Below are 23,238 nucleotides of genomic sequence, written 5' to 3' on the forward strand. Positions count from 1 at the left end.
GATGGCTAAAATTAAAATAGAAAAGTAAAACCAGTTCCTTTTGATGGCTTTTTCATTTCTTCAAACTTTTCAATTTCCTGATTGAGCAAAAAAGAATATTCACCTGCCATGAATTCACGAAATACTTCAATATTTTTCTGTTCGCGGGTATCAATCAGCGCCTGGATATAGGCTACTTTATTTTCACTCCGCACTATTGCCAATGGAAGATTATAATATGCCTGAATGTAGTTCATTAATAATCGCGAAGTGCGCCCATTGCCATCATAATAAGGATGTATGCTGACAAGATTGAAATGTGCATCAAAGGAAAGATTCAGCTGTTCAACAACAGATAAGGGGGAGCTGATGGATTCATTGAGCTTTTTTACCAGGTCATTTGTCAGGCGTTCCACTTTATCAAAATTGGGGAAATAGGAAATACCTGCAGTGACGTTGCCTTTCCGAAATGCTCCGGTTCGGGAATCCACGGTACCCAGCATAGTATTGTATACTTTGCCGGTATTCTTCATCACCAAAGCATTGATTTCCTGCAAAAGAGATACTGACAATGCTCTTTTTACTTTTGCATTTTCAATTGTAAAAAGGAGGGCCGCGTGATGATCTGTTACCATCAAGCTGTCTTCCAACGGCTTGCCGTTGGGCGTGCGCCCTTCGGTGATCAGCACTTGTGTTTCTACCTCTGTCAATGTTGAGCCTTCAATCCGTGTAGAGTGATGGTCAATAGAAATGAGGTTAAACCGGTTGTGGTCAATCACATCAGCTATGCCAAGATCGTTGTATTTCTTTATCAGGTTAACTATTTCCATCGTTTCAACAACGCGAAAATACTTATAAGTTTTTACATAGTGGTTCAGTTGCCTGGCACCGGTAAACCTGGCAACTGAATTTAATTTTACTACGCATCAATACCGGTCAATCCCTTATAAAAATGTTTGGCATAACCTGCTATCAGCACATCGTGATCATTCCCGTTAATAATACGGCGGGCGTTGATCCAGTCGGCATGGGTGGCGTCAAAATATTTGCCTAAGCCAACGCCGGTAAACATGCCTTTTGTCATACCTTCAATCATGATGTTGGCGGCTATATCAGGTTGAAGCGCCAATTCGGGATGGTTAAGCAGGTCGAGATGTAAATGCTTGCCCATGGCGTCATAGTTCTCGTACCAGGTTAATTGTACAAAACCGCGGCCATAATAAAGCTGATCGGGCGTTGTATAAGGGATACGGTGACCAGGCCCCCCGCCCATTTTAAATTTTTCGCCATAGGGATGACCTTTACCCTTGCCAAATTCATTTATCGGCTGCATAGTGCCTGCGCATTCATGGTAAACGGTGCCTAACATGTAGGCTACCTTACGCTGATCGGTAACGCCGGCATCAGCTGCGGCCTTTAAAATGGCTTCGATACCATCAATCTGGCTTTGTGAAATGTGGCCTTTAAATACAGACGCACGGATAGTGTCATAAAATTCTTTTGTACCTGGCATGATAATGAAATTTAGGTATTAGTAATAAAATTAATTGCTGTAAACGGATGTTTCAGATTAAAAAGGTATGGAAGATTTAGGTAAATATAAATATTCACGTTTGGAATACCAAGGCTGATATTCAAAGAGTTGGGCCAGGATTTTCAAGCCAATTCCGGCATTGGTTGAAAAGGCCTAAAGTAGGAATATGTTTATAAAGCAAATTTTAAAGTGCCCGTTTTATTATGCGGGCACTTTAAATTAAAACCGCTCTTTTAAAAACTTGCCCGTATAGCTGTCTTTTTGTTTTAGAAGGTCTTCAGGAACGCCCTCAAATACTACTTTACCACCGCGGTCGCCACCTTCCGGGCCAATATCGATAACCCAGTCTGCACATTTGATCACATCCATGTTATGCTCAATAACAATGATGGTATTGCCATGATCAAGCAGGGCATCAAACGATTTCAGCAGTTTTTTAATATCAGCAAAGTGCAAACCGGTAGTAGGTTCGTCAAAAATAAACAATGTTTTATTGGTGTTGTTGCCTTTCACAAGGAATGAAGCAAGTTTAATGCGCTGGGCTTCGCCCCCTGATAGGGTATTGGACGACTGGCCTAACTGAACATATCCCAAACCAACGTCAACTAATGGCTTTATCTTGGCAATAATTTTAGGCTCTTTGGCAAAAAACTCAACAGCCTCGTCAATGGTCATGTTCAGGATCTCCGATACGTTTTTTTCTTTGTATTGGATATCTAAAATATGCTGCTTAAAGCGATGTCCCCCGCAGGTTTCGCAGGTAAGAAAGATATCTGCCATAAATTGCATCTCTATCTTAACTTCTCCTTCGCCCTGGCAAACATCGCAGCGGCCTCCCTCAACATTAAATGAAAATGCCGAAGGTTTTAGCCCGGCGGCTTTTGCTGCCGGCTGAGCGGCGTACAGGTTGCGGATCTCATCCCAGGCCTTAACATAAGTAACCGGGTTTGAGCGCGATGAACGGCCTATCGGGTTTTGGTCAACCAGTTCAACCTGTTCAATTTTGCTGTAATCGCCATCAATGGCATCATACGAGCCTGTTTGTTCGCCCGAATAATTGCCCAATGCCTTTTGAACGGCCGGGGCAAGGATGCGTTTTACCAAACTGGTTTTACCCGAGCCGGATACACCGGTAACAACAGTAAGCACGCCCAATGGAAATTTGGCGGTAACGTGTTTCAGGTTATTTTCGCGCGCGCCTTTTATTTCAATAAAATCATGCCATTTGCGGCGGCTTGCAGGGATAGCTATTTCTTCCCTGCCGCTCAGGTATTTGCCGGTTAGGCTTTTATCGTCTTTTATAATTTCGTTATAGGTACCGGTAAAAATCAGCTCTCCGCCATGGGTACCAGCCTCCGGGCCAATATCAATAATATGGTCGGCAGCTTTCATGATCTCTTCCTCATGCTCAACAACCAATACGGTGTTGCCCACATCGCGGAGGGATTTTAATACGGTGATCAGCCTTTGGGTATCGCGCGGGTGCAAACCGATGCTTGGCTCATCCAAAACATACACGGAACCTACCAGGCTGCTGCCCAATGACGTAGCGAGGTTGATACGCTGCGACTCACCACCTGATAGTGTATTTGATAAACGATTGAGCGTTAAATAGCTCAAGCCCACATCATTTAAAAAGCCGAGGCGGTTGGTTATTTCCATCAGCAAGCGTTTGCCGATTTTGGCCTCAGTTTCACTGAGCTCAAGCGATTTAAAAAATTCAAAGGTTTTATCCAGCGGCATCAGTACCACATCGGTTATCGACTTTTCATTGATCTTTACGTAAGAGGCATCCATTCGTAAACGGCTGCCCTTACATTCCGGGCAGGTAGTTTTGCCCCTGTATCGCGACAGCAAAACACGGTACTGGATCTTATACGTTTGTTCTTCCATTTCCTTGAAAAACTCGTCAAGACCACGAAAAAACTTATTGCCGGTCCAGAGCAGGCGCTGCTCTTTTTCAGTTAGTTGATTGTATTGACGGTGGATAGGGAAGTCGAACTTTAAGGCATGTCTTACCAGCGCATCGTTCCATTCGCGCATTTTTTCGCCGCGCCAGGGGGCAATGGCCCCCTCATAAATGGATTTGCTTTTATCCGGGATAACCAGGTCTTCATCAATACCGATCACCTTGCCGTAACCTTCGCATTTTTTACAAGCGCCGTAGGGATTATTAAAGCTGAAGAAGTTTGGCGTAGGCTCTTCAAACTTCAATCCGTCTAACTCAAAACGGTCGCAAAAAAAGCGCTCATGCTCGGTATCGTTGTCAGGTTCCTGGAAACGAACAAAACAATCGCCCTTGCCTTCAAAAAAAGCAGTTTGTATGGAGTCGCCTAAACGGCTAATGGTTTCGTCTTCCTCATTTTTGGTAACGCGGTCAACAACTATGCGTACTGCAATTTGCTCATCAATTTCGGTAGTTTCTGCAGCGGCTTTTTTTGTCTTTGTTTTTTTGATCTCGACTGTTGGTTCAGCCGCCATTAAAGGAACGTTCTCTACTGTTTCATCCTCTAATAAAGATTCGATACGCGAAAGTTTGCCATTGTATTCAACACGAACAAAACCTTTTTGCATCAATACTGCAAGCTCTTCTTTAAGGCTCCGGTTGTTGTGCGGGTGCAATGGAGCAAGAATGGTTACCTGGGTTTCGTTAGGCAATGAAAGCACAAAGTTAACCACATCGGTCACTGAGTCTTTTTTTACGATATTGCCTGATATGGGCGATATCGTTTTACCGATACGTGAAAAAAGCAGTTTTAAATAATCGTAGATCTCGGTTGATGTACCAACAGTTGAACGTGGGTTTGAGGTAATTACCTTTTGCTCAATAGCTATGGCCGGTGCAATGCCTTTAATATAATCAACATCGGGCTTGTTCATTCGGCCCAAAAACTGGCGGGCGTATGATGAAAGGCTTTCCACATAGCGGCGCTGGCCTTCGGCGTACAAAGTATCGAAAGCGAGTGATGATTTGCCCGAACCCGACATGCCGGTAACTACCACCAGTTTGTTTTTGGGAATAGCCACATCAAGGTTTTTAAGGTTGTGCACCCTTGCGCCTTTTATAATAATATGCTTTTGCGGATCTTTTGCTGCTTCTTTACTCATTCTATTGAATTAGTTCATAGTTGATGGTTGATGGATCATAGTAGTACGCTTTGCAGGTTAGTGGCAAAATTTATACCATGAACCATGATCTATTAACCATGAACTTTTTGCGAATGCAAAAATCCTAAAAAATTTAGCAGAATCCAAATGAGTTTTGATTGTTTATTGGATTAAACTACGTGAAATATTGGAGTTTACAGTTTGCTGACTTTTTAAAACTTAATGTTGTTTTAACAACTACTTTTTAAAAAATTTATTTTGGCGAATGATTAAACCTTCGGTATTAAAAATAAGTCTAATGGAAGCGTACCAAATAAATGATGGTTTTACAGGTAATTATGCCGATTAATAGTAAAGTAGGACGCAAAAAAAAAAATTTTATTTGTTTTTTTGCCAATAATTTATTTTATTTGAGCGAACAAATCTTTAACCCCTAAGGAGCACGCTATAGAATATACTTTACTTTAAAAGGTTTTAACTAAAAATTAAGTTTTAAGTAGTACTTTCTATGGATTTTCAATTGAAGAGTGATCAGGATCTAATCCATCTATATGTAGCCGGCGACGAAGCCGGTTTAGTAGAATTGATAAGGCGTTACCAATCAAAAATATATACTTCTATTTACTTGCTGGTAAAAGACGAATACCTTGCCGAAGATATTTTTCAGGATGCATTTATAAAGGTGATAAACACCCTTAAAGCCGGTAAATATAATGAAGAAGGTAAATTTTTGCCCTGGGTAACCCGTATTGCACATAACCTGGTGATTGACCATTTTCGCCGTGAAAAACGTGCGCCTATGATCAGCAATGGCGATGATTTCGATATTTTTGAAGTGCTTGGTAATTATGACGAAAGTACCGAGGACAAGATGGTTAGGGATCAAACCCATAAAGATCTTAAAGCACTGATCCAGCTGCTTCCATCCGAACAAAAGGAGGTGCTTATTATGCGCCACTTTGGTGATATGAGTTTTAAAGAGATTGCCGATATTACCGATGTTAGTATCAATACCGCCCTTGGCCGTATGCGCTATGCCCTTAATAACCTCCGCAAAATGATGCAGAGCAAAGAGCTTAGCCTGAAAAATTAGTTTTTCAGTATAAGAGTTTAGCAATAAAAGGTTAGAATATTATTGTTTAGGTTAAACTGGATAATAATATTCTAACCTTATTTTTTGTATAAAATTCTGATATTGTTTCATTAGTTGCTGATATAAAGTTATTTACTGTTGCAATAACGTAATTCATAGCTTCCGGCAGCTAATTTCTTTAAATAAAAATTTCATTTAATTTTCATTTAACAAAATATTATCTTTAAGCCACCGTTATAAACCATATAAAAATTATAGTAAAATAAGCTTATGGATGAAACCTTTACAAAAACGTTAAATGCATTAGCTAACGAAGCTGAAATGAACAGGAACGCACAAGAAAATCTGGACGCCGACGAAGTGATTTTTTACAATTCAATTCGTGCTGATTTGGACCTGCTGATCAGGAAACCCAAAGTGCAAACCATACACCAGATCCTGGATTATTCAAAAAGCTTACGTTAGTATTTATTGCGGATTCCCCCACTGGTTCATAGATCATGATTGTTGAAAAGGTTACCGATGCGAATCGAAAAACCAAAACCCAATAAGTGATTTATGAACCTTTCTATTTTAAGATGGCTTATGGTTGATGGATCATAGTTCATGGTTTTTTATTGTTGTGAATATCTATACTTTTGGACAGGATCGCCATTGCGTTAAGCTGGGTGCTTGAGCCATGATCCATGAACTATCAACCATGAACTAAAAATGTTAAAAGCCGAACGCTATCGCCATTTTGTTGATTATTTTTCTAAAAACCAGCCTAACCCGGTTACTGAGCTGCACTATAATAACCCATTTCAGTTATTGGTGGCCGTTATACTATCGGCACAGTGTACTGATAAACGGATTAACCAGGTAACGCCGGCACTGTTTGAGCGTTTTCCAACTCCGCAAGACCTGGCTGCCGCAACATCCGACGAAGTTTTTGCATATATCCGGTCTGTAAGTTATCCTAATAATAAAGCCAAACATTTGGTAGGCATGGGCAAAATGCTCGTGGAAGTTTTTAACGGCGAAATACCTTCGGGGATAGAAAATCTGCAAAAATTACCAGGTGTAGGCCGCAAAACAGCCAATGTGATCGCTTCGGTTATTTTTGAAGAACCAGCCATGGCTGTTGATACACATGTTTTTAGGGTGGCCAACCGCATTGGCTTAACCAATAATGCCAGTACCCCACTTGCGGTTGAAAAACAGCTGGTCCAAAATATCCCTAAAGAATATATAGGTGTTGCACATCACTGGCTTATATTGCATGGGCGGTATATTTGTTTGGCGCGCAGCCCTAAATGCGATATTTGTCCGCTTACGTGGTTTTGCCGCTATTATGAGCGCAATAATACAGAAGCCGCGCTGCAAAGGCTTGAAGCTGCAAAACTTAAGAAGGCCAAAGAAGCTAAAAAGAAAAAGGCCCTTAATATTATAGGTAAGGAATTGAAGAAGCGGAGTGTGGATAAAGGTTGATTAGGTGGGTAGTTGATTAAGTGAATAGTTGGTTATCTTCGCCAATACTAACCTAATCAACTACTCATTTAATGGACCATTCACTATAAAAATAAATTACTAAAAAAATTAGTAATTTTAAAAAATGTAATTATATTTGTTGAAGAAATTAATACGATGGCTAACATAGATAAAAATAGCGCTGATAAATTGAAGGCATTACAGCTTACATTAGATAAGCTGGAAAAATCATACGGTAAAGGTACCATCATGAAATTGGGCGAATCCGTAGTTGAACAAACTGAAGTAATATCAACCGGCTCATTGGGGCTTGATATTGCTTTGGGGGTTAACGGTTTGCCTAAAGGAAGGATCATTGAGATCTACGGACCTGAATCATCAGGTAAAACAACTTTGGCTATCCATGCCATTGCCGAATCGCAAAAGAACGGTGGTATTGCCGCCTTTATTGATGCGGAGCACGCTTTCGATCGTTTTTATGCCAAGAAATTAGGCGTGGATGTTGAAAACCTGCTGATCTCCCAGCCTGATAATGGTGAACAGGCACTGGAAATTGCCGATAACCTGATCCGTTCGGGCGCTATTGATATTTTGGTTATCGACTCTGTTGCGGCATTGGTTCCTAAAGCCGAGATAGAAGGCGAAATGGGCGATTCAAAAATGGGCCTGCATGCACGTTTAATGTCACAGGCATTACGTAAGCTAACCGGCACTATCAGCAAAACAGGATGCTGCTGTATCTTTATTAACCAGCTGCGCGATAAGATCGGTGTTATGTTTGGTAACCCTGAGACTACTACCGGTGGTAACGCGTTGAAGTTCTACGCTTCGGTACGTTTGGATGTACGCCGTATCTCCCAAATTAAAGACACCGATGAGGTTTCCGGTAACCGCGTAAAGGTTAAGATTGTTAAGAATAAAGTTGCCCCCCCGTTCCGTGTTGCCGAGTTTGATATCATGTTTGGCGAAGGTATTTCAAAGGCCGGTGAGATCATTGACCTGGGTGTTGAATACAACATTATTAAAAAAGCAGGTTCATGGTTTAGTTATGGTGAAACCCGTTTAGGCCAGGGCCGCGATGCTGTTAAACAACTAATCCTTGATAACCCTGAGCTACAGGAAGAATTGGAAAATAAGATCAAAGAAACAGTAACCGGCGAAAGCATGGAAGAAGTTTAATCGTGATTATACTATATATTAATCTTTAAAGTGATTTAATGAATATATAAGAAAGCCTCCTGTAAGGGGGCTTTTTTTGTAAAGCTGCCGCGGGTTTAGCGCAGCGTAACCCGTGGTGTAATACCATTTAAGCTTTCAGCTTAAATAATACTAACAACCTAATCTAAATCTATGAGCCGCAACTATAAATTCCACAACCAGGAGTTTCCTTATTTTGTAACTTTTACCGTTGTTAAATGGATAGATGTATTTACAAGAATTGAATACAGGGATATCCTTGTTGAAAGCCTCAAATACTGTATCAAAAACAAAGGTCTTAAATTATACGCATGGGTTATCATGAGCAATCATGTGCATTTAATTATTGGAACAAATGATAAGCCAATGCAGGATATTTTAAGGGACATTAAAAGGCATACTTCCAAAACCATTTTAAAAGCGATTCAGGAAAACTTACAGGAAAGCAGGCGCGATTGGTTGCTTTGGTTCTTTGAACGCGAAGGCCGGAATAATCCGGGCAACGAGCATTTTCAATTTTGGCAGGCAGGGAACCATCCTATAGAATTGTTTGGTGATAAAATGATTGATCAAAAACTCGATTACCTGCATAATAATCCTGTTATTGCAGGTTGGGTTGATAAGCCAGAACATTTTCTTTATAGTAGTGCCAGGGATTATGCGGATGATAAAGGTTTGATTGATATTGAATTGATGTGTTGATTTATAGCATGATTTAAGCTGGAAGCTTAAATCATGCTATACCACGGGTTACGCTGCGCTAAACCCGCGGTAGCAGTGCAAACCGCACTCAACCCGCGGCAGTACTATATTAGCAATTGTTCCCGTTTTTCCGCAAAAAGAATATCTTTATCACCGCATAAACCGGAAAAAGCTATGGGATCATCAAAAGAGATTGTTACAAATATGTTTGCTTCAGGTGGTATTACCGTGAACGGCAATAACTCATGGGACTTACAGGTACACAATCCTAAATTGTATGATCGCCTGCTGGCAGGAGGGTCTTTAGGTTTTGGGGAAGCCTACATGGAAGGCTGGTGGGATTGTGAAGCGCTTGACGAATTTTTTTTCCGCGTCCAGTATCACCGGGTTGATAAAATGATCCCGCGCGACTTAAATACGCTTAAATACTTTCTCAAGGCAAAATTTAGTAATCAGCAAACCAAATCAAAGGCAAAAGAGGTTGCACACAAGCATTATGATATTGGCAACGACCTTTTTGAGTTGATGCTTGATAAGCGGATGATATACTCCTGTGCCTATTGGGAAACGGCACAAACATTGGATGAGGCCCAGGAAGCTAAGCTTGATCTGATTTGCCGCAAACTAAAATTGGAACCCGGCATGAGCTTGCTTGATATAGGCTGCGGATGGGGCGGTCTTCTTCAATATGCAGCCGAAAAGTATGGCGTAAAAGGAACAGGTGTAACCCTTTCAGAAGAGCAGGCCATTATTGCAAAGGAGATTAACAAAGGTTTACCTGTGGAGATCAGGGTGCAGGATTATCGCGATGTACATGAAAAGTTTGACAGGATAGTTTCTGTCGGGATGCTTGAACATGTTGGCTATCGTAATTATCGCATCTTTATGGAAAGGGTGAACGAAAATTTAGCAGACGATGGCATTTGCCTGCTTCATACCATAGGCGGTAATTACTCTACTAAAGTTACAGATCCCTGGATTGCAAAATACATATTTCCGAATGGGATGCTGCCATCTGCAGCACAGCTCTCAACGGCATGGCAGGGCTTATTTATTTTGGAGGATTGGCATAACTTCGGCGTATATTACGACCGAACCTGTATGGAATGGCGTAAAAACTTTGAGCAAAGCTGGCCGCAGCTTAGCGTTAAATATGGTGATACCTTTTACCGCATGTGGCGCTACTATCTTAGTGCAAGCGCTGCATCCTTCCGCTCAAGAAAAAACCATTTATGGCATATTGTTTTAACCAAACCAAAGCATCTGGGATTGTACAAATCAATAAGATAAGCCCCTTCTTTTTCATTATCAAATAAATGACGTAAAAGTACGTATTCAATAAACGTGTTTTTACTTGATTGAAAATCAAGTATTTGGATTTACTTTATTGTATTTTAGGAAATTTCCCAAATACTTACAATATGTTGCCATCACGTTTGAACAGGCCCCTGTATTTTTATAGGAAGCTTATCCCTTCTGTTTTAATCTCATTAATGCTGTGCAGTTGTTACACGGCCCGTGTCGAAACAAAGGCGCAGGCTGGGTCAGAGGTATCGCACCAGAATGTAAACTTCTTTTTTTGGGGGGCTATCCAAAGCCCCAAGCGAATCGTTACTCCTATATGTGATTCCCTTGGCTCCAATGGTATGGCCGAAGTTACGGTGAAGAATAATTTCGGTTATTCCTTGCTTACTGTTGTAACCTTAGGTATCTGGAGCCCTGCAAGGGTAGAGTGGAAATGCGGTAAACCTTGCGCCAAAGATGGCGTAATCAAATAAGCGGCTATGAAAGTTATTAAAACAGGAGTCAGCAGTTGGGAAAACCGGCACGAAACTTTTACCGAGCAAATTAAAGATCTGTATGAATTAGGCAACGAAGACAATCTTGATGCCCTTGAAGGTTATAATGACGCTACCAAAGGGCTTCAAAACCTGATTAAAGAAGCTATTGAGACCGGTACCCCATTACGATCATTAGGCGCAGGCTGGTCGTGGACAAAAATAGCAACGGTTAAAGATGGTGTAATGCTGGATACAAAACCCCTTAACACCAGGTTTACTGTTGCCGATACAGCCGTAAACCCTGCTTACACTGGCAACAAAGACCACCTGCTTTTTGCACAAAGTGGCAACGGTATTTGGGAACTCGGCGCATTTTTGAAAAACAGGGGCTTGTCACTTAAAACTTCCGGTGCCAGTAATGGGCAAACTATAGCTGGTGCAGTGAGTACAGGAACTCATGGCTCGGCGTTTGATTTTGGTGCCACGCCAGATTTTGTAGTAGGGCTCCATATTGTAGTAAGTCCTGACAGGCATATCTGGCTGGAAAGGGCATCGGCTCCTGTTGTGGCGCAACGGTTTATGGATCTGTTGCAAACCGAGCTGGTACAGGATGATGAACTTTTTAATGCCGCATTGGTAAGTTTTGGGAGCTTCGGTATTATCCACGGCGTACTAATGGAAACAGAACCCCTGTTTTTGTTAGAAACTTATGTGCAACGGTTACCTTATGATGCCGAACTTCAGGGTATGATGGCAACACTTGATTTTAGCGATACCGATAAGCTGCCATGCGGTAGCGAGCGCCCGTGTCATTTTTCGGTGTTACTTAATCCGTACGATCTGGACAAAGGCGCATTTGTAACCACTATGTATAAGCGGCCATATCGCACCAACTATCAACCGCCGGTTGATAATGCGGCAGGGATCGGTCCGGGGGATGACGCTGCCAGTTTTATAGGTACTATTACTGATGCCGTACCTGCTTTGGTTCCGGTTGTAGTTACCAAGGTGTTAAATATCAGCATGACAACTAATACTGATCCTCATTTTGGTACGCTGGGCGAAATTTTTAGCAATACTACGTTAAGAGGCAAGCTGTTGAGTTCTGCCATTGGTTTCCCGGCAGAGCTTTCGCCAAGGGTTGCCGATTTGATGTTGAAGATCAATAAAGATATCGGCCCTTTCAGCGGTGTATTTTCATTCAGGTTTGTTAAGCAAACCAAAGCCACATTGGGCTTTACCCGGTTTGAACATACCTGTATTATGGAGTTGGATGCACCGCTATCAGACAAAGCTTATAACTTTTATACCCAGGTTTGGCTGATGCTTGAGCATGAAAATATCCCCTTTACATTTCATTGGGGCAAAGCCAACGAAATTACACCGCAACGCATCCAAAGAATGTATGGCGATGCAGCCACCCGGTGGATCAACGCCCGGAAAACCCTGCTCAATGCCGACTGCCAGAAAGTTTTTACCAATCAAATTACGCAGCAATGGGGGCTGGCCTAACATATATTAACCGGAGAAACTATGCAGTGTGGCTTAAAATCATAGTAAGTGGGTTGTTATTTTTCTGTTCAGGCTTCTTGCAATCTAAAGCTCAAACCACTGCACAGATCATCAATGAGATAAAAGCGATAAACAGCAAAGTAACCAACTATACTAACAGCACTGGCCAGGGGATGCTGATCTCCAACAAGGCGATGAACATTTTCCTGTCAAATAAAGTGAGTTCTTATCTCTCGGGTAACGAAGATCTTTCCCTCTATAAAAACTATGTTAATATCAATGCCGCCGAAGGGATGATCAGCATCAATCACAATTTTCATCAGCCCATTGATAGCGATGATTGGGTAAGATCATTTGTTGTAGCAGGAGCAAGGGTAAATATCGCCAACGCATATTCGGAAAAAAGTGCTAACAGGTATTATGATAATCAACTGGGTTTTACCATTCAAAAAACCTGGATGGGAAAGCCGAAAACATATTATACAGCCAATGGCGATTTCAAAAAGGAGATGGATGCAGCCCGGGCATTAATGGTAAATACAATCGCTCAAAGTATCAACAAAAAAGCCGAAGAGTTTGAGCAATCTCTTAATCTTTTGAAACAGGAGGAGGTACCCGGACAGAATCTAACAGAGGTTAAAGCCAAACTTCGGAAAACTTTTTACGCCTCTCTCCGGGCTGATTATCTCCAACAATTTTCTGAACAGCAATCAGAGCGATTGGTCAATACAGGCAATTATAACCTGATAACCGATAACTGGACAAGCCTGGGCGTTTATATCCCGGTTATACCACAAAAATTTATGGTGAGCAATGATGTGAATGCACGGGTTAACCGATACTACAATTATCCGCTCGAATTATTTATTAGTCATACCCGTTTCTGGGAAAGCCCCAAATTGGGCAGGTTCTTTTTAACTTTTGCCGGTAAAGGTTTTGTGAATAACGCGGTACAAAGCGGGTCCTTATTTAGTGCTGATGTAACAGGAGCACAGGGAGTGGATGGAACAAATACCGTCACCATAAATAAAGGCGACCGGTACATAGGCCAATATAAAAACTTTATAACACCCCTCGCGGCAGGTAAGTTGGTGTATATCCCCGGAACCTCACATGTTGGCATTAGTTTCCGCATCGAAAAAAACTGGGGAACTTATAAGGCGCTCAATTCTATTATCGGCATCCCTATTGTATTGATCGATAAAAAAGGAGTCCCGGCCGTAAATTTTGAAGCACAACTTTTGCTTCAGGACATGAATAATTCCTTAAAAAATACCCGACTGCCTTACAATAAAACAGCAATCGGGTTAACGGTAGGGATCCCGTTTAGTAAAATTGTTTACTAAACCAGCTTACTCATTTCCTCCAAAACCGCTCTTTTCAAAGCCATGATATAACCAACATGCAAACCATCATGAAATGGCACAAAGCGGATTGCTTCTTCTATATTGCTCAAGGTAACACCATAACGGGTGGTCATCGGTTGGTAGTTTGAGAAAATACCCATTTGGTAATCTTCCTCCATTTTATCAAGGGTTGAAATAAGCAGCTCTTTAATTTCGGCTATGTCATCAGCATTAATAAAGCTCTGCGGCTTTGTTTCGGGGCGGTAGGGGGTATAGTATTTATCATCAACCACAATAGGTACGCCTGCACGTGTATAGCAAATACCTTGTTGTCCGGAAATCATATGCGCCAGGTTCCAGATCAGGTTGTTATTAAACCCTGCGGGGATGTGGTTAAGTTGTTCGGGGCTAAGATCTTTAACAACGTTTAACAACATCAGGCGCGGTTTTTTGATAACTTCAAATTCTTGTTTCATTTTATATAGGAAGGGTTAAGGCATTACAGCCACGCTAAATTATGAAGATTGTGGTATGTTTTTCGTCAAATTATCACATCGCTGCTGCCAACGTTTTATGGCTTATATCTTTTATCATACCTTTGCCCAGTCATTTACTCATCCATTTTAATGCAGGATACCTCTTTAAATAGCGCGCCGGTAAAATATAACAAGCCAATAATTTATTTTTTACTGTTGTGGGCTTTGCTAAATGCCGTACAGGCATTTACTCTGGAGATCCATGCGGATGAGGCCTACTACTGGGTTTATTCGCGTTTTTTAGACTGGGGGTATTATGACCATCCGCCTATGGTGGCCGTTTTCATTAAAGCAGGTTACAGCCTCATACATAATGAATTTGGAGCGAGGCTCTTTACAGTGATGAGCACCACCGCATCTTTATACCTGATGTGGATGATGCTAAAGCGCTATAGGGTTGATGCCATCAACTTTATACTGGTGGTTTCGGGCATCTTTGTATTCCATATTTATGGTTTTACCACCACCCCTGATGCCCCTTTGCTGTTTTTCACGGTGCTGTTCCTGTATTTTTATCAGCAATATATTGAACAGGACAGCTTAAAACTGGCCATTATATTGGGCGTGGTGATAGCCTGCCTGCTGTATAGCAAGTACCATGGCATTTTGTTGGTTGCTTTCACGCTTGTATCTAATGTAAAATTGCTTAAGCGAGGGTCTTTTTACGGAATTGTGCTGCTGGCGCTTGCTTTGTATGCACCGCATATCCTGTGGCAGGTAAACCACGATTATCCTTCAATAAGCTATCACCTTAGCGAGCGTTCGGCCGATGATTACCAGTTGGATAATACCTATTTATATCCATTGGGGCAGTTGATAATGGCCGGGCCGCTGATTGGCTGGTTCCTTTTTTATAAAGGGTTTACAACCAAGATACAAGATGTTTTCACCCGCACCCTGCTCGTGAACAGCGTGGGTATTTTAGCATTCTTTTTTCTTACCTCTTTTAAAGGTGAGGTACAACTCCATTGGACGCTTATCGCTTACGTACCGCTAAGTATGCTGGTACTTATCAGTTTTGCCAGTCCGGGGGGCAAGCCAGCCTGGTTTAATCGTTTGGCTGTCATAAACGTCAGCCTGATTTTGCTTGTGCGTATCTGTATTATCTGGGGGCCTCCGTTCTTGTTAAAGATTGATGCCATGAAAAGCTTTTTCGGCTTTAAGAATTGGGCGCATCAGATCCAGAAAAAGGCAGGCAATAATTATGTGATATTTTATGAGGGTTTTCAGGACCCGTCCAAATACAATTTTTATAATAATACAACTCATGGGCTTGCCTATGATTCACGCCATTATCGCCGTACCCAGTATGATATCTGGCCTATAGAAGATAGCATTCAGCATAAAAAAACTTATTATGTACTGGATGTCTGGCTGCCTGGGGTAACAACCGATTCCATTAATGTATTTGCCGGTAAATGGTATGGCGGTTGGGTCGACGATACGCGCACTTATCAGCGGGTTGAATTTGAAACACTTGCTCCCAAAGAAGCCGTTAGTCCGGGGCAAAAAATAGATTTCGACCTTACGGTTAAAAATCCTTATCCATTCGCCATTGATTTCAGTAATAAAAATCAAAAGCACCCTGTATTTTTTGAAGCCTGTTTCTTTAAAAAGACTGATCAAATCACCAATCAAAAGGCAGATGATTCATTCCATAACATTGCCCTAAAGCCGGGCGAAAGCACTCATTTTAAATTTAATGTAACAGCACCGGAGCAGCCTGGCAGATATCAACTCATTTTTTCATTGCGTACCGAACCATTTTTTGGCGGACGTAACAGTAAGAGCATCAACATTACAGTAAAATAATAAATCGACTATGTTTAAACGGATATACCTTTTTGTCTTTTTTTCGATCATAACCACTACTGCTGCCCTTGCACAGGGTAGCCTTGATATCCATTTTAACGGCTTAGGTTTTATGGATAACCGGGAGTACAAAGATTTTGTTGCCCGCTCACGCACCTATTCGGGCGTGCGTACCGCGCTTGACCTGGGTTTGAATATCGACAGCGTGAACCACTTTATTGTAGGGGTTAACGGCATTCATGAGTTTGGTGCAAAACCATACTTTTTAAAAGTTAACCCCGTTGCCTATTACAGCTTTACCGGTAAAAACTGGCTGTTCAATGCCGGTGCTTTCCCGCGCGAAGGTTTGCTGGACGATTATCCACGGGCTCTACTGAACGATACTTTGCGCTACTATCGCCCCAATGTTGAGGGTTTGCTTACGCGTTTTCATAATGCCCACTTTACCGAAACTGCCTGGATTGATTGGGTAAGCCGCCAAACCGTTACCGACCGCGAGCAGTTTCTGTTCGGCTTTTCGGGCAAATATCGGCCAAGCTTAACCGGCCCCTTTTATGTATCGCACTATTTTTTGCTGATGCATGATGCAGGAGCCGAGGTATTGCTGCCTAATGATCATATCCAGGACAATGGTGGCGGACAAATAAGATTAGGTTTAGACTTAAGTCATAAAACCATTTTAGATTCGTTATCTATTGAGGCAGGCGGCATGATGTCGTTTGAGCGGGTTAGGGGTGTTGATGGTTTTCATAAACCTGCCGGCTTTGTAGCCAATGCCTATTTAAGCTGGAAACGTTTTGCCTTGTTTGATGAATTTTACAAAGGCCAGGGCAGCCATATTATTTATGGTGATGCCTTTTTTGAAAAGAAGACCTACAACCGGCTTGATATTATTTACACGCCGTTTTTATACAAGCGTGTAAAAGGGCAATTTATATTAAGCCTGCACCAAACACCGGGCTACAGCAGCAACCAGGAAGCCTTCAGGGTAACGGTTGACCTGGGCCGACAGACTTTGGTAAGGTTTAAAGATTAGTGAAGTTAGGTGTAGAGACGCATTACATGCGTCTTTGCCTTAAATAAAATGACAGATCCTGCAAATTTCTGTCGCAAAAAGAGACGCATGTAATGCGTCTCTACAGTAAATGTTAACCTTTATAACACATATATATCATCCATGCAATTAAAAAAACAACTATTAATTTTTGCAGTATTACTGCTGGCGGCACCTGCAAGGCTGCTGGCACAAGACAACCAGTTTTCGGGCTGGGCGGCTATTTTTCATAGCCAAAAATTATCCGAACATTGGGGCTATTCGTTCGACGGGCAGTTGCGCTCGCATGATGAGGTAAGTTACCTAAAGCATATCCTGCTTCGTCCCTCGGCTAATTATTATTTTGCCAAAAACAAGGTAGGGGCCTTGGGTTATGCATACATAGCTACCTATGGCCGCACTCCGAGTAACGAAACAACATTTCGCCCGGAACACCGTATCTGGCAGCAGTACACATATACCCATAAGCTTACCAAGCATGTGCAATTGGCACACCGTTTTAGGTTAGAGCAGCGTTTTTTAGGGAATACTGCCGCTAATAAAAATGATCGGTATTTTGCCCAGCGTTTCAGGTATTTTGCCCGCGCGGTGATCCCGATGAAGCCTGACTCGGACGTGTTTACAGAAGGTGCTTTCCTCGCCCTGCAAAACGAGGCCTTTGTAAACGTGCAAAACAAAAACAAAGTAAACAAACACTTCTTTGATCAAAACCGTGCTTACGTTGCAGTTGGCTACCGCTTTAGCAAAGCTTTTGACGCAGAAGCGGGATATCTGAATCAATACATTAAACAAGCCGATGCTTATGTGGTAAACCATGTAGCGCAGCTGGCTTTTTACACGAGGTTTTAAGACCAAAAAATTCCCCTCTTGAGAGGGGGCGCGGAGGAATGAGCGGTAGCAGGGGTGTGTTTCTGCTGTAGATTTATCAAAGCAGAAACACACTCCTTCGCCCCTCTCAAGAGGGGAATCGCGCAAACCCGTCCTTTTTTTGGATTTGTTAAACAAAAGACCTTGCCAATATCACTGGCAAGGTCTTTTGTTTAACAACGATAAATGGATCAAAAATTACTTCTTCGCTTGTGCTATTAGTTCGTTATTTAAACGTACATATTCATCCGTTTTCATCTCAGTAGCCATTTTTACACCTTCCTGGGCTGTTGCTATGGCTGCAGCTTTATCACCTTTTCTTAATAAAATTCGTGCTTTCCACAATTTAGGCACAAATGGCGGAAAGTTTTTATCTTTTTCCAATTCGGTAGCCCAGGCTAAGGCCTTGTCCATATCTTTATTATTGTTGTAGTAATAGATCAAAGCTTCATAGTATGGCTTTTTATCTGTATTCATGGCCGAGTCAATTCGGGCCATCACCTTGGTATCGATATCGGTGGTCATGTGGATGGTGAAGCCGCTGTGCTCCCACATCATCTGCAAATCGCAGGTAGTTGCCGCTACATTGCTGAATGCGAGGGTCATGGTTTCTGTTAATGCCTTAAGGTGTTCTGTTTTTACTTTAAAACGCAAAAAATCATCAGCTTCTTTATAGTTATACGCGCCCCATTGTTTAGGTTGTTTGCTGAGGATGATGGTCCACTCGTTTTCGCCGGGGATGCTAAACAGGCCATACTCGCCCGCCGGGATCTTGTTGCCCTCCATACTTACCTCGTCAGTAAATTTAATTACCGTGGCCGAATTGGCCCCTGTGCGCCAAACTTTTCCGTAAGGTTCCATGCCTCCAAATATTTTACGGCCTCTTACATCCGGACGCGAGTAAACCAGACTAATTTTGCCGAGGCCGAAATCCTGCACAATACTTTGTGTTGAACTGGGTTGCGGCGTTAACTGCGCATAAACATTTACCGCAGTAAAGATCATCATCGTGATGATACAGGTAAATAACTTTTTCATGATTAAGTGTGTGGTGGTTATATAAGATTAATAATTGGTGTGCTACTTTTTATCCGCAGTGAATGTACCCGCGTCAACATCTTTTAAAAAGGCAATGAGATTTTTGAAATAGTTTTGCTGATCATCATACATACTCATGTGGCTGCCGTTAGGGCACAGGTAAGTGCGGCTGTTGGGCAGCAGGCGACCTTCCTTTTTCATGTCTTCGGGGTTCATTTCATCGTGTACACCGCCTAAAACAAGGGTAGGCGTTTTTATATCCGGGAGTTTGTCCCAAAATTCCCATCCTTTAAAATTGCCGGTTACGTGAAACTCGTCAACACCCTGCATTTGTATGTATATGGTATGATTAGCTTTTTTAAAGGCACGCCATAAAGGTTCGGGCCAGCTCTCTAATGGAAGCCTGCAGATCACCTGGGTATATAGTTTATTCATCAACAGGTCGTTGTATTGAGGCGAGTCGTATTGTTTAAGCCTGTCTAACGAATCAAATACAGTGATATCACGCGGCGTAAAAAACTTTTTCTTCAATTCGGCGGCATAAGCAACATAGCCTTTAATACCGGCTGTCATGTTTGATAATACCGCCCCCTTAACGTGCGACTGGTATTTGTGCAGGTATTCCATAGCCAGCATACCGCCCCATGAATGCCCGAGTATGTAAAAATTATCAAGCCCTAATCCTTTACGCACTTCTTCAACCTCTTCAACATAACGTGGAATGTTCCATAATGAGGTATCGGCAGGAGCATCCGAATTCCCACAGCCAAGCTGATCATAATAATAAAACTCAATGCCCTCCTTCGGCAAAAAATCTTCAAAGCATTCCATATAGTCGTGCGAAAAACCCGGACCGCCATGCAGTAGCAGCACTTTTATTTTACCGTCGCCAACTTTTTTCGTCCATACGTTATATTTACCAGCAACTTTAATGAGCTTGTTACCGCCGGTTTTTATTTCGTAGGGAGTGTTTGATGATTCAGCTGCGGTATCCGCCCCTGGTTTTGACGGATTGTTGCATGCGCAAAAGCAGGCAGCAATCAGGATGAAGAATAGCTTTTTCATGGTTAGCGATAGGAATGGTGGAGGAGATTATCTTAGATAAAGATAATAAGAAGCGAACTAAATTAGCTTCACAAATACTGTAAAATAAAAAGTGTCATTGCAAGTAACCATCAGGGAAGCCCTGAAAAAAAAGTGATGACATGAAAAATAATATTTTAGCGGAGTTGCGCGTGGGCCGCGTTAGGGATTGCAGTGTAAAGCCCGGAGCGCGCAGAGGGGTTGCGGGCAGGAAAGGCGAGGACTTGCAACGGAAAGCCCGGGCCGCAGGCAACGCCCATGTTATAAAACAGGCTCAATAAACATACTTAATAATCAACAACTTATTATTATGTCATTATAAGGTACGAAACAATCGCGAACTATACAGGGCGAACCTGCAAATCGGGGATTATTAATAACTATAATTTGTTTTCTATAGGTATTAATGAGCTCCCTTCGGTCGGTTGTCTTCGTACCTTATAATGACGCTGCAATATATGTTAATAGGTTCCTATCTTAGGCAGGGCTCTTATATCCTTTCAATATCTCCGCTACCTGCTTTTGAGCTTGAAATATTTTTAGCACCGCCGGTATAATGCACGTCGCCTGAGCCGCTTACAGATGCTTCAATTTTGTTGCTGGCGTTGATGGTGGCATCGCCCGAACCGGCTATATGCACTTCGGTGTTAATGGTGATCAGGTCGCGGGCGGTAAAATCACCGGAGCCTACCACATTCACCCTTGAATTATCGGCACGGCCCGAAAGTTTCATATCACCAGAGCCTGAAATGCTGCTGTCCAGGTTTTTAGCATTCACTTTGCCCAGCATATCGCCCGAGCCAACAACTTTTAATTTTAATGACGTGGTGGTGATGCCTTCTCTAAAATAAACATCGCCGGAGCCGGCAACGTTAATGCTGGTCATATCTTTAGCAACAACATGAACAATCATTTTGCGGCTGCGGCCAAAGCTCCAGTTATCCCAGTTGGTGCCTTTTTTACTGTAGATCTTCAGTACACCGCCCTGCACTTCGGTAATGATCTTGTCGATAACATCTGAAGGCGCTTCAACTTTTACCGATTCGTTTGAGCCTTGTGTAAAGTAGACATCAAAAGAACCTGCCAGGTCAATAGCGCTGAAGCCTGATAAATGACGGTCTTGTGTGGTTTGATCGGCATGTTTAACAATTGGGTGCGATGGTTTTGCAGTGCTGTAACCAGTTGTTCCTGCTGCCAATGCTACAGCTAATAATATTTTTGAGATCGATTTCATGACGGTTGTTTTAGTTTCGTTTTCAAATTAGACGCCGGCAGGGTGAGGAAAGTTGCACGGGATTTGATTTTTTTGTGGAGGGAGGGGGTGAGTGGTTGGTTAAATAAGGCCTGTCAGTCTGAGCCTGTCGAAGACTCGCGCGCAGAGGCCCTACCCGCGATGCTTCGACAGGCTCAGCATGACACCTGTTTTTTATTTTGTCAGGGGTAAGAATCAACCACTTACCTAATCAACCTTAATATAATAATTAAACGTATCCACTTCCACATTGTCCTTCGTAATACCGTCAATCTTAACAGGGGTAAATTGCGTGGTTGGTTTAATAAAGATATACCCGCCGCCTTTTACACGCACCTTTACCGGCATGTTGAAACCTTCGGCATTGGCAATCCATTTGGAATAAAGCTTGCCGTCTTTAGTTACAAACTGCAGGGTTGGAATATCTTTATAATGCAGGTACTGGTCAAATACGGGAGCAAGGTTCATGCCTGCCTGTTTGCAGATATAGCCTACAATATCGTCATAGGTAACGGTTTTATGGTAGAAGGTTTTGTTAAGCCCGCGGAGGATGCTGCGCCATTTGTCATCATTATTGATAATGGTGCGCACCATGTTTAACAGGTTGCCGCCTTTATAATACATATCACCTGAACCTTCCATGTTTACACCATACGGCCCTACAATTGGTTTGTCGTTACGGATATTTTTACGGGTTCCGTTCACGTATTCCTGCCCGGCTTGTTTACCGTAATAGGTTTCAATGAACAGCGATTCGGAATAATTGGTGAAGCTTTCATGGATCCACATATCGGCCACATCTTTTGAGGTGATGTTATTGCCAAACCATTCATGGCCGCTTTCGTGTACCACGATGAAATCCCATTTTAGGCCCCAGCCGGTGCCTGAAAGGTCGCGACCGAGATAACCGTTTTTGTAATGGTTACCATAGGCGGTACCGCTTTGGTGTTCCATGCCCAGGTGCGGAGTTTCAACCAGTTTATAACCATCTTCATAAAAAGGGTAGGGGCCAAACCAGTATTCGAATGATTTAAGCATTCGCGGCGCGTCAAGCTCCCATTGTTTTTTAGCTTTATCAACGTTGTAACTTAAAGGCCAATAATCAAGCGTAAGCGGACCTTTTTCGCCCTGGTAGGTGCCTTCAAAGTGAGCATAATCGCCAATATTGGCTTCTATGTCATAATTGTTGATAGGGTTAGCCACAAACCAATCGAAGCGGGTATAGCCGTTATTTAAGTCGGTTACTTTGCGTAATCTGCCGTTGGACACATCTTTTAAACCATTAGGTGCGCTGATACTGATCAGGGCGCTGTCTACCTCATCGTATTGATGATCTTTTGTAGGCCACCAAATACTGGCGCCAATGCCCTGGCATGCTGTTGCCACCCATGGTTTGCCCAATGAGTCTGCAGTATAAACCACGCCGCCATCCCATGGCGCACGTTTTGCAATAGTTGGGTTACCGGAATAATAAACAATAAACTCGTCCTTACTGCCTTTTTTTATGGTTTTAGGGAAGGTAACAAACACCGCATTAAACTCGCGTGTAAAGGGGATTTCGGCGCCCTCATACACCACTTTCTCTAATTTTAAATTGGAAAACAGATCAAACTGCAGTTTGGTGAAATTTTGAGTAGCCGTGAATTTGAACAGGTTGCTGCCGCTGATGAATTTTTTATCGATATCAAACTTCACATCCAGGTGATAATAGTTAATATCATAACAGGTGCGCAGCGGCGTTAAGCTGCCCCGAAGCGAATCGGCACGGGTAAATGTTTGCCTGTTGGTGCCTAATTGTGCCTGAGTTGGCGCTATGCCAGCTACGGTAAGGCCTAAAGCGACAGCAAAAATATTTAAGAACTTATTTTTCATGT

At 42.4% G+C, this 23,238-nt stretch carries 21 protein-coding genes; 13 read left to right on the forward strand and 8 right to left on the reverse strand.

Translation table 11 applies throughout. From position 1 onward, the window contains the following. Positions 1-11: 11 nt before the first annotated feature. The 3 genes from ABID99_RS00480 to uvrA all read right to left on the reverse strand — a co-directional run bounded on the left by ABID99_RS00480 (position 12) and on the right by uvrA (position 4,621). Positions 12-809 (reverse strand): Fic family protein, encoded by a 798-nt coding sequence (locus ABID99_RS00480; protein ID WP_090534398.1) that lies wholly within the window; start codon positions 807-809, stop codon positions 12-14. A gap of 89 nt (positions 810-898) precedes the next feature. Then, on the reverse strand, positions 899-1,492 hold the full coding sequence (locus tag ABID99_RS00485) for a glycoside hydrolase family 19 protein (protein WP_354485742.1): 594 nt from the start codon (positions 1,490-1,492) through the stop codon (positions 899-901). A gap of 240 nt (positions 1,493-1,732) precedes the next feature. Then, entirely contained in the window at positions 1,733-4,621 is a 2,889-nt protein-coding gene (uvrA, locus tag ABID99_RS00490; protein ID WP_373612539.1) for an excinuclease ABC subunit UvrA, read from the reverse strand. Positions 4,622-5,129: 508 nt separating this feature from the next. Between uvrA and ABID99_RS00495 the strand changes: the two genes are divergently transcribed. From ABID99_RS00495 to ABID99_RS00535, 9 genes are all read left to right on the forward strand, one after another. Continuing rightward, entirely contained in the window at positions 5,130-5,714 is a 585-nt protein-coding gene (locus ABID99_RS00495) for an RNA polymerase sigma factor (protein ID WP_090534404.1), read from the forward strand. Positions 5,715-5,984: 270 nt separating this feature from the next. Then, entirely contained in the window at positions 5,985-6,179 is a 195-nt protein-coding gene (locus ABID99_RS00500; RefSeq protein WP_090534406.1) for a hypothetical protein, read from the forward strand. 246 nt (positions 6,180-6,425) lie between these two features. Further along, a complete protein-coding gene (gene nth, locus ABID99_RS00505; RefSeq protein WP_373612540.1) occupies positions 6,426-7,184 on the forward strand; it encodes an endonuclease III in 759 nt (252 codons plus the stop codon). Between the two features lie 156 nt (positions 7,185-7,340). Continuing rightward, positions 7,341-8,363: a recombinase RecA gene (gene recA, locus ABID99_RS00510; RefSeq protein WP_090534412.1), complete on the forward strand. Its 1,023-nt coding sequence runs from the start codon at positions 7,341-7,343 to the stop codon at positions 8,361-8,363. 171 nt (positions 8,364-8,534) lie between these two features. Then, positions 8,535-9,083, forward strand: a complete 549-nt coding sequence (locus ABID99_RS00515; RefSeq protein ID WP_354485748.1) for a transposase — start codon at positions 8,535-8,537, stop codon at positions 9,081-9,083. A 174-nt stretch (positions 9,084-9,257) separates the two neighbouring features. Further along, positions 9,258-10,373, forward strand: a complete 1,116-nt coding sequence (gene cfa, locus ABID99_RS00520) for a cyclopropane fatty acyl phospholipid synthase (protein WP_373612541.1) — start codon at positions 9,258-9,260, stop codon at positions 10,371-10,373. 203 nt (positions 10,374-10,576) lie between these two features. Further along, positions 10,577-10,861, forward strand: a complete 285-nt coding sequence (locus tag ABID99_RS00525; RefSeq protein WP_143020878.1) for a Bor/Iss family lipoprotein — start codon at positions 10,577-10,579, stop codon at positions 10,859-10,861. Positions 10,862-10,867: 6 nt separating this feature from the next. Further along, on the forward strand, positions 10,868-12,376 hold the full coding sequence (locus tag ABID99_RS00530) for an FAD-binding protein (protein ID WP_373612542.1): 1,509 nt from the start codon (positions 10,868-10,870) through the stop codon (positions 12,374-12,376). Beyond that, complete coding sequence (locus tag ABID99_RS00535) at positions 12,361-13,722, forward strand: hypothetical protein (RefSeq protein ID WP_373612543.1); 1,362 nt, start codon at positions 12,361-12,363, stop codon at positions 13,720-13,722. The genes ABID99_RS00530 and ABID99_RS00535 overlap by 16 nt, the downstream gene beginning before the upstream one ends. Here ABID99_RS00535 and ABID99_RS00540 read toward each other — a convergent pair. Continuing rightward, a complete protein-coding gene (locus tag ABID99_RS00540) occupies positions 13,719-14,198 on the reverse strand; it encodes a DinB family protein (RefSeq protein WP_373612544.1) in 480 nt (159 codons plus the stop codon). The genes ABID99_RS00535 and ABID99_RS00540 overlap by 4 nt on opposite strands. 150 nt (positions 14,199-14,348) lie before the next feature. On the opposite strand from ABID99_RS00540, the gene ABID99_RS00545 reads away from it, so the two are divergent. From ABID99_RS00545 to ABID99_RS00555, 3 genes are all read left to right on the forward strand, one after another. Further along, positions 14,349-16,070 (forward strand): ArnT family glycosyltransferase, encoded by a 1,722-nt coding sequence (locus ABID99_RS00545; protein WP_373612545.1) that lies wholly within the window; start codon positions 14,349-14,351, stop codon positions 16,068-16,070. 10 nt (positions 16,071-16,080) lie between these two features. Continuing rightward, complete coding sequence (locus tag ABID99_RS00550; protein WP_090534425.1) at positions 16,081-17,106, forward strand: hypothetical protein; 1,026 nt, start codon at positions 16,081-16,083, stop codon at positions 17,104-17,106. A 141-nt stretch (positions 17,107-17,247) separates the two neighbouring features. Beyond that, complete coding sequence (locus ABID99_RS00555; protein WP_090534427.1) at positions 17,248-17,973, forward strand: DUF2490 domain-containing protein; 726 nt, start codon at positions 17,248-17,250, stop codon at positions 17,971-17,973. A 216-nt stretch (positions 17,974-18,189) separates the two neighbouring features. Here ABID99_RS00555 and ABID99_RS00560 read toward each other — a convergent pair whose 3' ends face one another. Both ABID99_RS00560 and ABID99_RS00565 read right to left on the reverse strand, forming a co-directional pair. Beyond that, positions 18,190-19,029, reverse strand: coding sequence for a DUF2911 domain-containing protein (locus ABID99_RS00560; RefSeq protein ID WP_373612546.1), 840 nt, complete (start codon positions 19,027-19,029; stop codon positions 18,190-18,192). Between the two features lie 42 nt (positions 19,030-19,071). Beyond that, positions 19,072-20,094 (reverse strand): proline iminopeptidase-family hydrolase, encoded by a 1,023-nt coding sequence (locus tag ABID99_RS00565; RefSeq protein ID WP_373612547.1) that lies wholly within the window; start codon positions 20,092-20,094, stop codon positions 19,072-19,074. A 140-nt stretch (positions 20,095-20,234) separates the two neighbouring features. Between ABID99_RS00565 and ABID99_RS00570 the strand changes: the two genes are divergently transcribed. Then, entirely contained in the window at positions 20,235-20,393 is a 159-nt protein-coding gene (locus tag ABID99_RS00570; RefSeq protein WP_373612548.1) for a hypothetical protein, read from the forward strand. Between the two features lie 209 nt (positions 20,394-20,602). On the opposite strand, the gene ABID99_RS00575 is transcribed toward ABID99_RS00570, so the two are convergent. Both ABID99_RS00575 and ABID99_RS00580 read right to left on the reverse strand, forming a co-directional pair. Beyond that, positions 20,603-21,346, reverse strand: coding sequence for a head GIN domain-containing protein (locus tag ABID99_RS00575; RefSeq protein WP_373612549.1), 744 nt, complete (start codon positions 21,344-21,346; stop codon positions 20,603-20,605). 225 nt (positions 21,347-21,571) lie between these two features. Continuing rightward, positions 21,572-23,236 (reverse strand): M1 family metallopeptidase, encoded by a 1,665-nt coding sequence (locus ABID99_RS00580; RefSeq protein ID WP_373612550.1) that lies wholly within the window; start codon positions 23,234-23,236, stop codon positions 21,572-21,574. Positions 23,237-23,238: the final 2 nt, after the last annotated feature.

The sequence above is a fragment of the Mucilaginibacter sp. OAE612 genome, from assembly GCF_041806395.1.
GTDB classification, from domain to species: Bacteria; Bacteroidota; Bacteroidia; order Sphingobacteriales; family Sphingobacteriaceae; genus Mucilaginibacter; species Mucilaginibacter rubeus.